Below are 15,059 nucleotides of genomic sequence, written 5' to 3' on the forward strand. Positions count from 1 at the left end.
TTTGTTTATGTCATCGTTAGATGCATAAACTGTATTTCGTTAACGTTTTGCTGTTCAGTTTTCAAGGTTCATTTCGTTGGTCTCTCGTAAGAGGCAACTTTCTTATATTAACATCTCATCGTTTTGTTGTCAACGCTTTTACTTAAAAAGTTTTTCTTGTTAAGTTTGATGTTTTCGCAACTGCTTGATGCGACGCTTATAAATATACCACCCTATTTATGAGAATGCAAGCACTTTTATAAATTATTTTAATTAATCCTTGAAAACACCATACCTACAATGAAATACGGATATGCTTCCACTATAAATTCCAATGTAGAAATGCACACCCGCATAAAATAGCTTACTTTCCTCATTGTTTACAAAGTTATTCTATTAAAAGATCTTAACTATAGAAATTCTTCTATTAGACGATAGATCAGTATGCGTGCCCGTATCTAGAACTTTCACGATTGGACGCAACGGGAAGTCACGGTGCAAGTAAATGACTTCTGCTATCTCGTCAGTCGTAAGTTTTACTTTTGTTCCAATCGACAGCTTATTGATCAGTTCGTGAAGTACTTCAATTACCTTCATATCAAACTTGCCGAATTCCTCTTCCCTCATTAACTCGATTACTTTAAAAGAACTTTCCTTCTGTCTGTACGGTCTTTCGGATGCCATAGCGTGGTACACGTCCGCCACTGAGAGTATTTGAGAGATTTCTGTAATCTCCTGCCCTTTCAGTCCTCTTGGATAACCGCTACCATCAAAGCGCTCATGATGCTGCAAAATCGCTACTTTCATTTCCTGACGTACTAATGAAGAATCGTTGACCATTTGGAAACTGTGAATGACATGCTTTTTCACTTCACTTAGCTCTTCACTCGTTAAAAATGCTACTTTATCGATAATCTTTTCATCAATTTTTGCCATACCACTGTCTGCCAATACGCCAGCAATTCCAATTTGAAGTACTTGCCCTCTTGGATACCCCATTGCTTCACTTATTAAGGCTGCCAGAATGCCGACACTAATAGAATGGTGTGCGCGATAGTTTTGTAATGTAGAAAACTCATTTAGTCTTCTGACGTAGTCCTTATTCTCCAAAAATGCTTGAATTACAGGTAAAACAATTGTACGCACGGCTGCAACGTCCAATTTCTTGCCTGATCTATAACTAATGAATTCTTTTCTGTATGACTCTACTGCTTCATCGTATAGCGTTTCCAAAGACCTTGATTTTGGAGGAGCATTTTGAGTCATCTGCTTCTCTACTTCTGGAGTTAATTTTACCTCCGTTATTTTCTCCGTCGGTCCTTGTTCTATTTTACTAAGTGCCTTTGACTCGACCAGCACGCGGGTAATACCAAATGAATGAAGTACTTCAAAATGCTCTAGCATTAACTTGGTGTCTTTAACCATAATGGGATTTCGTGTATTGGCATACAAATCCTCTTTAAGAAAACTACCTGGTATTAATTCATTTACCTCTTTATAAATATCCAACGCTATCACCTAATTTCCTCTTTGCTCTACCTATTAATATACAATATTCTCAATTATATGGATAGATACCTGAGTATTTTTTCCTAATAAAAGCAAAAAAGTTATTGAAGTGACGTATTACGCCCCTTCAATAACTTTTCTTTATTCTTCTGAATCTGTTTCAGCTTCTATGTCTGTATCTGGTTGTACTTGTTTAGACACTTCCAGTTGGCCTTCTATATCTTCTTCCAACTCTTCTTCAAGGTCATCATCTTTTTCTACCTTTGCGACCGTTGCTACACGTTCGTCATCAGCTAATCGAATGAGTCGTACACCTTGTGTTGATCGGCCAAATATAGAAATATCACCAATTGACATACGGATTAAGATCCCGTGAATCGTAATTAACATTAAATCTTCTTCGCCGTTAACCGACTTCATCGCGACAATACTACCGTTTCGATCCGTCATATGCATTGTTTTTAATCCATAACCGCCACGTGATTGAGCTCGGTATTCACTTTCATGTGTGCGTTTGCCATATCCCTTTTCAGTAACTACTAGAATATCGTCACCTTCATCTACGATATCCATGCCAATTACTTCATCCTCTTGACGCAATCTAATACCACGTACACCCGCAGCAGTTCTACCGAGCGGACGGATGCTTTCCTCGTCAAAGCGGATCATCATACCTTGCTTGGTACAGATTGCAATATCTGACTTTCCATCAGTTGATCTAACAGAGATCAGTTCATCGTCTTCACGCAATCCTAATGCAATTAAGCCGTTCGCACGAATATTGGCATAGTCCATAATCGACGTTCGTTTAATAACACCTTGTTTTGTCGAGAAGAATAAATAGTGATCTTCAGTAAACTCATCGATTGGGATCATTGCTGTAACCTTTTCGCCTTTTTGGAAGTCAAGTAGGTTAATTATCGGCAATCCTTTGGCAGTTCTGCTGTATTCAGGAACTTCATAGCCCTTTTTACGGAATACACGGCCTCTGCTCGTAAACAGTAAAATCGTGTCATGCGTTGAAGTATTTAGTAAGTGCTCTACAAAGTCATCTTCATTTGTGCCCATACCTTGAATTCCACGACCGCCACGTTTTTGACTGCGATACGTATTAGCTGGCAGTCGCTTAATATACCCTTGGTGAGTTAATGTCACAATGGAGTTTTCCACTGGAATTAAATCTTCATCTTCAAGCATTTCAGAACCACCAAGCATAATCTCTGTTCGACGTTCGTCAGCAAAACGTTCTTTAATTTCGCTTAATTCTTCACGGATAATTTCAATTAATTTCAGTTCATCCGCTAAAATTGCACGTAATTCAGCAATAAGTGTCAGCAACTCCTGGTACTCCGACTCGATTTTGTCTCGTTCTAATCCAGTTAAACGTTGCAGACGCATGTCGAGAATAGCTTGAGACTGGCGATCAGATAACTCGAATGTCTCCATCAAGTTTGCTTTCGCTTCAGCCGTTGTCTTGGATGCACGGATTAGTGCAATGATCTGATCAATATGATCAAGCGCTATACGTAATCCTTCCAAAATATGTGCACGATCTTCTGCTTTATTCAAATCAAATTGAGTACGTCGGCGAATGACTACCTTTTGGTGTTCTAAGTAATGGTATAGAATTTCTTTCAACGACAATACTTTTGGTTGCTTGTCTACCAGTGCCAGCATATTGATTCCAAAACTAGTCTGCAAGGCAGTTTGTTTATATAGATTGTTCAATAATACATTGGCATTCGCATCTCTTCTTACTTCAATGACAATACGCATACCTGTACGGTCTGATTCGTCTGCTAAGTGTGTAATGCCGTCAATCTTCTTATCACGCACGAGCTCTGCAATTTTCTCGATTAACTTCGCCTTATTTACTTGGAATGGAATTTCATTAACGATAATCGTTTCACGGCCATTTGCAGCTGTCTCAATTTCCGCTTTTCCACGAATGATCAATGAACCCCGACCCGTTTCATAAGCACGACGAATTCCACTACGCCCAAGTATCATACCGCCAGTTGGGAAATCAGGACCTGGAATGATTTCCATTAGTTCTTCGGTTGTAATTGCGCTATTCTCTGCCAAAGCAAGTACAGCGTCTATCGTTTCACCGAGGTGATGGGGTGGGATGTTTGTTGCCATACCTACGGCAATTCCCGATGTACCGTTTACCAACAAGTTGGGATAACGACCTGGCAAGACGGCAGGCTCTTTTTCCTGCTCGTCATAATTTGCTTGGAAGTCGATTGTATTTTTATTGATATCACGCAATAACTCCATTGCAATACGAGACATACGAGACTCCGTATACCGCATTGCAGCCGCTCCATCACCATCAACAGAGCCGAAGTTACCGTGTCCATCTACTAGCATATAGCGATAACTGAAATCTTGAGCCATCCGTACCATCGTGTCATATACCGCACTATCGCCGTGCGGGTGGTACTTACCAATAACGTCCCCTACAATACGGGCTGACTTTTTATGCGGTTTCTCCGCAGTGATGCCCAAGTCATGCATAGCATACAAAATGCGGCGATGTACGGGCTTCAAACCATCTCGAACATCCGGAAGCGCACGAGAAACGATAACGCTCATCGCATAGTTCAGAAATGAAGTCTTCATTTCCGTATTAATATTTATTTCCTGCACTCCGCCTTTTGGCAAATCTGCCATGTTGTCAAGCTCCTTTCACCACTTACATCTATGAGTTCGGTCATTGCTAAATAATCTGTCACGATTAATCAAGTATCGATATTTTGTACGTAAACTGCATTATCTTCAATGAACTTTCTGCGTGGTTCTACTTCATCACCCATTAGTTCTTCAAACGTTTCATTAGCTTCTATTGCATCATCCATACGGACTTGTAGGAATGTGCGTTTATCAGGATCCATTGTGGTTTCCCATAGTTGCTCAGGATTCATCTCACCCAAACCTTTGTATCGTGTAATATCCGGCTTTGGTGAGGCAGGCATACTGCTCAGGATTTCTTGCAACGTTTCTTCGTCATAACAATATTCTTCTCTTTTTCCTGAACGTACACGATAAAGTGGTGGCTGTGCAATATATACATAGCCTGCTTCAATTAGCGGACGCATGAAACGGAAGAAGAAGGTTAATAATAATGTACGGATATGGGCACCATCAACGTCAGCATCTGTCATGATGACTAGCTTATGATAACGAGCCTTATCCAAGTTAAATTCAGGTCCGATTCCTGTACCGAGAGCCGTAATAATCATACGAATCTCTGCGTTCCCGAGAATACGGTCCAAACGTGCTTTTTCTACATTGAGGATTTTTCCTCGGAGCGGCAAGATCGCTTGGAAGTGACGATCGCGACCATTCTTCGCAGAACCTCCAGCAGAGTCACCCTCAACGATATACAATTCACTGATAGCTGGATCTCTTGAGGAACAATCTGATAGTTTTCCCGGTAAACTCGAAATTTCTAACGCCGATTTGCGACGTGTCAATTCACGAGCGTTTTTCGCAGCCATACGTGCTCTTGCAGCCATCGTGCTCTTACCTACTACCTGACGCGCTACTACTGGATTTTCAATTAAGAAACGTTGCAGTGCTTCGGAAAACAAAGAGTTCGTAATCGTGCTAACTTCTGAGTTACCCAATTTCGTTTTGGTTTGACCTTCAAATTGAGGATCAGGGTGCTTGATGGAGACGATAGCCGTCAGGCCTTCACGCACATCATCTCCGGTCAGATTGTCTTCTGACTCTTTCAACAAACCGTTTTTACGTGCATAGTCGTTAATCACGCGAGTTAATGCAGTTTTGAAACCTTGCTCGTGTGTTCCGCCTTCATACGTATGAATATTATTAGCGAATGACAATAAATTTTCACCGTAGCCGCTGTTGTATTGCATAGCGACTTCAACAGTAATGCCATCACGTTCGCCTTCAATGTAAATTGGATCTTCAAAGATCGGCTCTTTATTTGCATTCAAATGCTGAACGTATGATTTAATTCCGCCCTCATAGTGAAACATTTCGGATACGGGTTCCTCACCACGTTCATCGGTAATACTAATACGCAAACCACGGTTTAAGTAAGCAAGTTCACGCAAACGTGTGGCTAATATGCCATACTCGTATACCGTTGTTTCGGTAAAGATTTCAGAGTCCGCCTTAAAACGGATTGTAGTACCTGTTTCATCCGACTCACCAATGACTTCAAGCTCTTTTGAGACAGGGCCTCTAGAAAACTCAATTGCATATAACTTTTTATCCAGTTTAACATAGACTTCCGTCTTCTCTGACAAAGCATTGACGACTGAAGATCCTACGCCGTGCAAACCACCGGATACTTTATATCCACCGCCACCAAACTTACCACCTGCGTGAAGTACGGTCATAATGACTTCAACGGCTGGTCTACCTGTTGACTCCTGAATGCCGACTGGAATTCCACGGCCATTATCGGCTACTTTAATCCAGTTATCTTTCTCTATCGTTACTTCAATATGGTCACAATAACCTGCGAGAGCTTCATCGATACTATTGTCTACTATTTCCCACACAAGATGATGGAGCCCTTTTGCACTTGTTGTCCCAATGTACATACCAGGACGTTTACGGACAGCTTCAAGACCTTCCAACACTTGTATCTGACTTGCATCATAAGAAGTCTGCATATCCTTTTCTTCCATTGCCAAGGTGTTCACCTTTCCTTTCCAATACTATCAAACCGCAACAATCTAATCTCTAGGTAAAACAGATCCATCATGCACTTCAAAAATAGCTGCTTCCTGGATCGTGTTATGATCAATTCCTGCGATATTGGTTGTCGTCACAAATGTTTGAACTTGTCCTTGCATCGTACTCAACAAGTGTGACTGTCGGTAATCATCCAATTCGGATAACACATCATCCAGCAATAAAATTGGAGTTTCGCCCACTTCTTGCTTTACTAGCTCAATTTCCGCCAGTTTCAAAGAAAGTGCAGTCGTCCGTTGCTGTCCTTGTGAACCGTACGTTTGAATATCGTACCCATTGACAAAAAACTGCAAATCATCACGATGTGGACCTACCAGTGTAAGCCCTCGTTCTAATTCGCGTCTTCGCACACTCTTTAACTGATCAGCAAAAATCGTCTCCATCTCTTCAGCAGTCTGCCCAGAATGTAGGTCTTTTAAAGTCCCATATGAAACTTCCAGTGTTTCAAGACCACGTGAAATTCCTTGATGAATCGGATTTGCCCATTTTTGTAGTAATTCCATAAAGTAAAAACGCTTTAGAATAATTTGAACTGCCACTTGAATATACTGTTCTGTGTAAATATCGAACATTACATCCTGGAGATCCAATTTACCGCGATTTGCTTTTAACAATGCGTTGCGTTGCTTTAATATTTTTTGGAAATTGACCAAGTCATGCAAATAGACTCTCGAGATTTGTCCAATTTCCATATCTAAAAAACGCCTGCGCAGCTGTGGACTGCCCTTTACGATATTTAAATCTTCAGGCGCAAACATGACTACATTCATTTGGCCGACATACATACTCAAACGATTTTGTTCCAAATGATTGACTTTGGCTTTTTTCCCCTTTTTAGAAATCGTCAGCTCTATCGGCATATATCCAAATTTACGTTGGACGTCCCCTTCTATTTTACCACACTCTTGTTCCCAGCGTATCAGTTCTCGATCATTTGATGTGCGGTGGGATTTTGCCATTGCTAATACGTAAATAGCCTCCATGACATTGGTTTTCCCTTGTGCATTTTCACCGATCAATACATTCATCGTAGGAGAGAAATTTAATTCCAGAGCCTCATAATTTCGATAGTTCGTTAATTTAAGACGATCAATATGCATCCGACTGTCCAGATTCATCCGCTGACAGTTTGAATTTTCCTGCGCCCGGGATATTTACTACATCTCCGTCATATAATTTCTTACCACGTCGTTGTTCTGGTTCGCCGTTCACGTAGACAATGTTTTCACCTAAAAACCATTTAGCCATTCCACCTGAGCTAATAACATTCGTCATTTTCAATAATTGACCTAGCGTAATATATTCTGAATTAAACTGTACGGTTTCCATTTTTACTCAATCCCTCATAATGTATTCTGTCTCTCTAGTTTACCTAACTTTTCTCAATAAGTAAAAAGGTAGCCAACATGTTGACTACCCGATTACAAGATATTTTCTTTAGTTACAAATTAAAACGTTCTAACTGGCAAAATTAATTGTAGAATTGCTTCGCTGTCAATTGACTTCAAGATGAATGGGCGCATGCTGCCGGTGAAATGGATCTTTAAATCTTGGCCATCAATTGCTTTTAAGGCATCCATCATATATTTTGCACTGAATGAAATTTTCAAAGGTTCCCCTTCAATATCCACAGCTTCTACCAACTCTTCTACATTTCCGACATCCGGTGAGTTAGAAGAGATTTGCACATGTGGACTACCATCTGTTGAGAAGTGCACGATATTATTCCGATCTTCACGAGCTAACAAAGACGCGCGATCAATTGCTTGTAATAAATTGCGTCCATTAATCGTAATAGACGTTTTGTATTCAATTGGGATCAGACGAGATGTGTCAGGGTAATTACCTTCCAGTAGTCTTGAATAGAACAAAACGTTGTGAAGCTTAAATAATACTTGCTGATTCGCAATAAAAATTTCTACAGCTGTAGAGTCGTCAGGTAATATTTTACTTAGTTCCTGAAGACTTTTACCTGGTATTACCGCATTGAATGGTGAGTTTGCTTGAATCTCAGGAGTCACAATTCGTCTAGCTAATCGGTGACTATCCGTTGCAATACAATACAGCTCATGCTCTTTCATAATCCATTGAACACCAGTAAGGACTGGGCGTGTCTCTTGTTGGGATACTGCAAATACAGTCTCTCTAATAAGTGATTTCATTAAGTCCGCAGGCATTTCAAAACGCTCTGCATCTTTTACATCCGGCAAAATGGGATATTCATCAGCACTTTGGGCAATGATATGAAATTCAGACTGTCCAGAACGAATATGCGTTTTCATTCCATCACGTAACTCAATCATGACTTCATTTGTTGGGAGCTTGCGAATAATCTCGTTGAAGACTTTTGCTTGTAACACCAATGTACCTGGTTGGATCGTTTGAATAATTTGAGTACCATCTTCTTCTACTGGAATGAAAGTGGATATCGTAATATCTGAATCACTTCCAGTCATAGTTAATCCCTTTTCAGTAATCTCTAATTTGATACCTGTCAAAATAGGCGTCGTTACTTTTGAACTGATCGCTTTCACAACATCGCTCAATCCATCCAATAATCTGTCTCTCATAATTTCAAACTGCATATAGATACCTCGCTTATATAATAATAATTAAGTAATTAAATATAGTAGTAATAGTAGTAGGGCCTGTGGATATGTGGAAAAGCCTTTTGAATGTATGAGAATCATAGTTTCCCACATGTGCATAATACGTGGACGACCCTGCACTACTTGTCCACAGTTATCCACAATACATTATGCTCTTCCTAATACCTTTTTAATATCTTGAATATCTTGTAGCAATGCTTTGTCTTCATCGAGCTGTTTGGAAATCTTCTCATGCGCGTGAATGACAGTTGAATGATCTCGGCCACCAAACTCCGAACCAATCTTCGGCAGTGAGGAATCTGTCAGCTCTCTTGATAGATACATCGCAACTTGACGTGGAAATGCAATAGCCCGCGTCCGTTTTTTTGCTACAAAGTCTTCTAGTCTGATATTAAAGTGCTCACCGACTGCCTTTTGGATGTCCAGAATGGATATAATACGCGGACGGGAATTTGGAATAATATCCTTTAATGCTTCAGCTGCCAGGTCAGTGGTGACATCAGCATTTACCAACGAGGAGTATGCAACGACGCGGATTAACGCGCCTTCAAGCTCTCTAATATTGGTATCAATCTGATTAGCAATATACAACATAACATCATTTGAAATGTCGACTAGACCGTCTGCTTTTGCCTTTTTTCGTAAAATCGCAATTCTCGTTTCCAAGTCAGGTGGAGCTATGTCTGTGATCAATCCCCATTCAAAGCGGGAACGTAAACGGTCTTCCAGTGTAGGAATCTCTTTTGGAGGACGATCACTGGAAATAATAATTTGCTTTGATTCTTCATGCAACGTATTAAATGTATGGAAGAACTCTTCTTGTGTTTGTTCTTTTCCAGCTAGGAATTGAATATCATCAATTAAAAGAATATCTACATTGCGGTAACGATCTCTAAAATCGCCCGCTTTATTGTCCCGTATGGAGTTAATGAACTCATTCGTGAATTTTTCAGATGATAAATAGACTACCTTTAATGCAGGGTTTTGCTCCAGTACATAATGGCCGATTGCATGCATCAAGTGTGTTTTTCCTAATCCAACACCACCATATATAAAAAGTGGATTGTAGGCTTTTGCAGGTGCTTCAGCAACTGCAAGGGAAGCAGCATGGGCAAAGCGATTTCCTGATCCAATGACGAATGTATCAAAGGTGTACTTTGGATTTAGCATACCGGCTGAGTTGATCATAGGTGCTTTCTCTACTGGTTTCGGCTGTGTCTTTGGTAATTTAATATCGTTCTCCGCCAGATCTTGCGGAACGATAAATTCAACGATTCGATCTTCACCTGTCAATTCGGATAAGATCCCCGTGATCAAATGGACGTAATGTGTCTCGAGCCAATCTTTGGCGAATGAATTTGGAACAGAAATAGTAGCATGTTCGGCTTCATACGTCAGTAACTTTGTCGATTTTAACCACGTTTCAAAACTGGGTTTCGAAACCCTAGCTTCAATATTCTTTAATACTTGCTCCCATAAACTCGATAGATTTTCCAATCGTGTGCCTCCTTTACAATAAAATATTAAAAAGCCCGGAATACGCTTATGCACAGTATCCAAGGCTGTGGATAAAAATTATCGAAACATGTTGAAAAAACTATCCACACTGTATTCACATATGTGGATAAGATTTTAGCTGTAAATTATATACACAACAAAAGCTTTTTAATTGTAACAGGGAAACTGAATATTGACAAGGAGTCTAATGATTTATGCACAATCCCATTAACTGTGCATAAAGTAGTTATCCACAGGACTGAATATGTGAAAAACTTGTCGACAAATGCCGGATTAAAAAATCCACAAATATAGGCATCAACATTTCATCCAGAGCATAACTTTCTCCCGCTGTGGATAAGTATTGTGTGGAAATAGAAATGTTGTGAGTAGATCTCCCGAGTAGGAATAGAAAAGCATTGACTTTCTTTTACTGAATCGCTATACTATTCAAGACTGTCATAGTAGGAAAAGAGACAATCAAAGCAGGAGGTGTCTTACGAAATGAAACGTACATTCCAACCAAATAAACGTAAACGCGCTAAAGTCCACGGCTTCCGCCAAAGAATGAGTTCGAAAAACGGCCGTAGAATTTTAGCAGCTCGTCGTCGTAAAGGAAGAAAAGTTCTTTCAGCATAAGGCCACTGACATCAGTGGTCTTTTTTTTAGCTATTAGAGCGATTTCAATTAACTAGTAGGTCCCCTCTATATAGTGGAGTAGCAGATTAAGACGGTAGAAAATAAAAGCAGGTGCTATTATGAAGAAAAGCCAGCGAATTAAAAAGAATAAAGAATTTCAAACAGTATTTAAAAAAGGAAAGTCTTTTGCCAACCGACAGTTTATTGTCTATACCTATAAGAAGGAAGATCAGCAAGAATTTAGAATTGGCCTATCCGTCAGCAAAAAGGTCGGTAATGCCGTTACGCGTAACAGGATTAAGCGTTATATACGACAATCGTTCCTGGAAATGAAAGATGAAGTTAAATCTGATCTAGATTATGTTATTATCGCAAGAAATCAAGCTGCCACGCTCGATTTCCATACGGCCAAAAAAAATCTGCGACATGTTTTAAAGATCGCAAAAGTCTTTAAGTGAAATTATAGTTCTACTTGGATGTAGAACGATCAAAGCCATCGTGTTACACTGAAAAAAATTTAAAATTGATCTTGCAACTGTTTGGAGGAAAAAATGTTGAAAAAGAAATTAGTGTTCCTTTCATTACTTGTTGTTGTCGCAGTATTCATGGCAGGTTGTTCGGAATTCCAACAGCCGATCACAGCAGAAAGTACAGGAGTTTGGAACGAATATATTGTTTGGCCACTTGTTACATTGATTATGAAATTCAAATCATGGCTAGGTACATACGGATTAGCGATTATCGTCGTTACGGCGATCATTCGTACTGCATTGCTTCCATTGATTATTCAACAAACGAAAAGTTCAAAGCGTATGCAAGAGATTCAGCCAAGACTTAAAGCGTTGAAAGAGAAATATAAATCAAAAGACGCTGTCACACAGAAAAAGTATCAAGAAGAAATGCAACAGATTATGATCAACGAAAAGATTAATCCAGTTGCAGGATGTCTACCGGTTATCATCCAAATGCCAATATTTATTGGTTTCTACCACGCGATCAGCCGGATGAATGCCACACCAACGATTGAGTTAGGCAACTTCCTGGGTGTTGCACTTGGTTCACCAAGTATTATATTTGCAGTCATCGCTGGTTTGTTCCAATTAACGGTTTTACGTACAGGACCCGCAATGGATAACCCACAGATGAAGATGATGATGTACATCATGCCATTTATGATCATGGTATTCGGTTCATTCTTACCAGCAGCACTCGCTTTATACTGGATTGTTGGGAATATCATTTCACTGCTCCAAAACATTTTCATCTATAAGCCGTTTGATAAGCCGAAAAACGTCGAAGTAGTGAAAACAGGAGGGAAAAAGAAATGAAACAACTTACACAAAGGGCAGCAACCGTTGAGCTAGCAATTGAATCAGCTTTACAGGACCTGGGTGTAACAAAAGAACAAGTAGAGATACAGGTAGTGGAAAATGGCAGGAAAGGTTTTCTTGGTTTTGGCGTAAAGCAAGCGGAAGTGCTTGTAACTGTCTTAGAGAAATCCAAACCAGACCCTAAACCTGCTATCGCTCGAGTAACTGAACCGACACAGACGATTACAGATGACAGTGAAGTATTATCTCCCGTTACTAAGGCACCGCAAGTTGTTCAACAGCCTCATATTAAAGCGAAGCCATCAGAAAACGTTGTGGATATAAAGGAAAGTGAAAGAGTACCTGAAGCTAAAATCTATAATGAAAAAGATGCTATTGAAGAAACGAAACAGTACATTGAGGACATGGCAAAAGAAATGGGTATTGAAGATTTGGTTATTACGTATGAAACAAAAGGGAAGTACATCAATTTCCAGCTTGAAAGTGAAAAAGCAGCATTCTTAATAGGCAAAAGAGGACAAACGCTCAATGCGATCCAGCAATTAGCGCAACTCGTAGCCAATAAGGTAACAAAGCAATTCAAGATTGTTCGAATAGATGTTGCAGATTACCGTGAGCGCCGCGAGCAATCGCTCGAGCAGCTGGCAGACCGCATGGCAGACCGTGCAGTACGTACAAAACGTCAAGTTGCGCTAGAGCCGATGCCTTCCTACGAGAGAAAGGTCATCCATAACGCGTTGTCACTCAGACTTGATATCGAGACATTTTCAGAAGGAAAAGACCCATATCGCCACATTGTCATCAAAGGAATTGAATAAAACTAAACCCCGCAGCGTTTTCTGCGGGGTTTTTAATGCGCCTAAAATATTAAGAATAATGATTTGAGTACGAGGGGATTGCACATTCAGTTAGGTACGCTTTGCATGAGACGTGAATTGAGCTGCTTCCTTCGCTAAGGGCATATCTATACACCGGCGCTCACCGCGGATCCATAAGACACGCGACCGCCTAGAGCAAGATCCTTCATGGAGAATGGATTGTGAAGCATAAGCGAAGCGTTGAGAGTACATATTGGCACTTCAAATCACCACCTCAAAACTACCTTCATTTTAGGGCATATTTTCTACATCCCACATATTTCTTCAAGAAACTTTCTACACTAGAAAGCTTGAAACGACAGTGTTCTTTGTCGACTGCTAGCACATGATAAATTACCGTGACGCTTGGTTCAAAATTCCTGAAATTATCCACATAATTTAAATTCGCGTGCTAGGAGATTCCGACGCTTTATGATAATATAGGTTGTTAGAAAGTAGTATTCGCTATAAAAGATATGCACATGTGCACAACAAAGCCAGGAAGGTGAAAAACTTGCATTTTGATACGATAGCCGCCATTTCCACTCCCATGGGAGAAGGAGCGATTGCCATCGTTCGTCTGAGCGGCGATGACGCATGGAAGATTGCAGACCGTATATTTCAGTCACCAGCAGCCAAACCACTCTGCGAACACCCATCGCACACGATTCATTATGGACATTTACATGATCCCGTCACTGAAGAATTAGTGGAGGAAGTCATGGTGTCGATCATGAAAGCGCCAAAGACTTTCACGCGCGAAGACATAGTGGAGATCAACTGTCACGGAGGTATCACTTCGGTCAATAGGGTACTTCAATTGGTATTGACAGAGGGGGCTAGATTAGCAGAACCCGGCGAGTTTACTAAACGAGCATTTCTTAATGGGCGGATTGATTTATCACAGGCCGAAGCAGTTATGGATTTAATCAGAGCCAAAACAGATAAAGCCATGAACGTTGCACTTAACCAGATGGAGGGGAAACTATCCCACTTGATAGGTGAATTGCGACAAGCACTACTCGAAACACTTGCACAAGTTGAAGTTAATATAGATTATCCAGAGTATGATGATGTAGAAGAAGTGACGATTCCTTTAATGATTGAAAAAGGAACGTGGGTAATGGATGAGATTGATGAATTATTGCGTACATCATCACAAGGAAAGATCTTGCGTGAAGGATTGTCGACCGTAATTGTAGGACGTCCGAACGTTGGGAAATCATCGTTGCTTAACAGCTTAGTGCAGGAAAACAAAGCGATTGTTACTGATGTTGCGGGCACTACCCGTGATATTATAGAAGAGTATGTCAACGTTCGTGGAGTTCCATTGCGTCTTGTCGATACTGCGGGAATCCGGGAGACGGAAGATATTGTCGAGCGGATTGGTGTGGAACGTTCAAGGAAGGTACTGAAAGAAGCGGATCTCATACTATTGATGGTTAATAGCTCTGAAGCGTTAACAGATGAAGATGAGCGATTATTCGAAGTGGTTGCCGGCATGGATATGCTCGTCATCGTCAATAAAACGGATTTACCAACAAAGATTGATCTGGAACGAGTCTACGAAGTGGCGGGAAGAGATCGCGTGATTACTACTTCCATTCTGCAAGAGCGAGGTATTACAGAGTTAGAAGAAGCGATTGCCGCACTGTTTTTCGAAGGTTCACTGGAATCCAATGACCTGACGTATGTATCCAATGCTCGCCATATCTCGTTACTAAAACAGGCACGCAATACGATTAACGATGCGGTACAAGCAGCACAAGCTGGAGTTCCTGTCGACATGATTCAAATAGATGTTACACGCACATGGGAAATTCTCGGTGAAATAATTGGTGATACCGTTCAAGACAGTTTAATTAAAGAGTTGTTCTCAAAGTTCTGCCTCGGAAAATAATGAT

At 40.5% G+C, this 15,059-nt stretch carries 12 protein-coding genes; 5 read left to right on the forward strand and 7 right to left on the reverse strand.

What is annotated here, in order from left to right:
* Positions 1-375: 375 nt before the first annotated feature.
* From CSV74_RS06090 to dnaA, 7 genes are all read right to left on the reverse strand, one after another.
* On the reverse strand, positions 376-1,497 hold the full coding sequence (locus tag CSV74_RS06090; RefSeq protein WP_099690994.1) for an HD-GYP domain-containing protein: 1,122 nt from the start codon (positions 1,495-1,497) through the stop codon (positions 376-378).
* Positions 1,498-1,629: 132 nt separating this feature from the next.
* Positions 1,630-4,164, reverse strand: coding sequence for a DNA gyrase subunit A (gene gyrA / locus CSV74_RS06095; protein WP_099690995.1), 2,535 nt, complete (start codon positions 4,162-4,164; stop codon positions 1,630-1,632).
* Positions 4,165-4,232: 68 nt separating this feature from the next.
* Complete coding sequence (gene gyrB / locus CSV74_RS06100; RefSeq protein WP_211225432.1) at positions 4,233-6,155, reverse strand: DNA topoisomerase (ATP-hydrolyzing) subunit B; 1,923 nt, start codon at positions 6,153-6,155, stop codon at positions 4,233-4,235.
* A 48-nt stretch (positions 6,156-6,203) separates the two neighbouring features.
* Complete coding sequence (recF, locus tag CSV74_RS06105; RefSeq protein WP_029054392.1) at positions 6,204-7,322, reverse strand: DNA replication/repair protein RecF; 1,119 nt, start codon at positions 7,320-7,322, stop codon at positions 6,204-6,206.
* Positions 7,312-7,551, reverse strand: coding sequence for a S4 domain-containing protein YaaA (yaaA, locus tag CSV74_RS06110; protein WP_029054391.1), 240 nt, complete (start codon positions 7,549-7,551; stop codon positions 7,312-7,314). The genes recF and yaaA overlap by 11 nt, the downstream gene beginning before the upstream one ends.
* A 119-nt stretch (positions 7,552-7,670) precedes the next feature.
* A complete protein-coding gene (gene dnaN, locus CSV74_RS06115; RefSeq protein ID WP_029054390.1) occupies positions 7,671-8,807 on the reverse strand; it encodes a DNA polymerase III subunit beta in 1,137 nt (378 codons plus the stop codon).
* Between the two features lie 171 nt (positions 8,808-8,978).
* A complete protein-coding gene (gene dnaA / locus CSV74_RS06120) occupies positions 8,979-10,328 on the reverse strand; it encodes a chromosomal replication initiator protein DnaA (RefSeq protein ID WP_029054389.1) in 1,350 nt (449 codons plus the stop codon).
* A gap of 504 nt (positions 10,329-10,832) precedes the next feature.
* Here dnaA and rpmH point away from each other — a divergent pair.
* The 5 genes from rpmH (at position 10,833) to mnmE (ending at position 15,055) form a co-directional block, all read left to right on the forward strand.
* The gene (rpmH, locus tag CSV74_RS06125) at positions 10,833-10,967 is read left to right on the forward strand and encodes a 50S ribosomal protein L34 (RefSeq protein WP_029054388.1); all 135 of its coding nucleotides are present in this window, start codon (positions 10,833-10,835) and stop codon (positions 10,965-10,967) included.
* A 119-nt stretch (positions 10,968-11,086) separates the two neighbouring features.
* Entirely contained in the window at positions 11,087-11,425 is a 339-nt protein-coding gene (gene rnpA / locus CSV74_RS06130; RefSeq protein ID WP_029054387.1) for a ribonuclease P protein component, read from the forward strand.
* Between the two features lie 93 nt (positions 11,426-11,518).
* Positions 11,519-12,295: a membrane protein insertase YidC gene (yidC, locus tag CSV74_RS06135; RefSeq protein ID WP_198040303.1), complete on the forward strand. Its 777-nt coding sequence runs from the start codon at positions 11,519-11,521 to the stop codon at positions 12,293-12,295.
* Entirely contained in the window at positions 12,292-13,116 is an 825-nt protein-coding gene (gene jag / locus CSV74_RS06140; RefSeq protein ID WP_099690996.1) for an RNA-binding cell elongation regulator Jag/EloR, read from the forward strand. Before yidC ends, jag begins: the two co-directional genes overlap by 4 nt.
* Before the next feature lie 553 nt (positions 13,117-13,669).
* Positions 13,670-15,055: a tRNA uridine-5-carboxymethylaminomethyl(34) synthesis GTPase MnmE gene (gene mnmE, locus CSV74_RS06145; RefSeq protein WP_099690997.1), complete on the forward strand. Its 1,386-nt coding sequence runs from the start codon at positions 13,670-13,672 to the stop codon at positions 15,053-15,055.
* Positions 15,056-15,059: the final 4 nt, after the last annotated feature.

Origin of the sequence: Sporosarcina sp. P19, from assembly GCF_002743165.1 — a bacterium.
GTDB lineage: Bacteria > Bacillota > Bacilli > Bacillales_A > Planococcaceae > Sporosarcina > Sporosarcina ureae.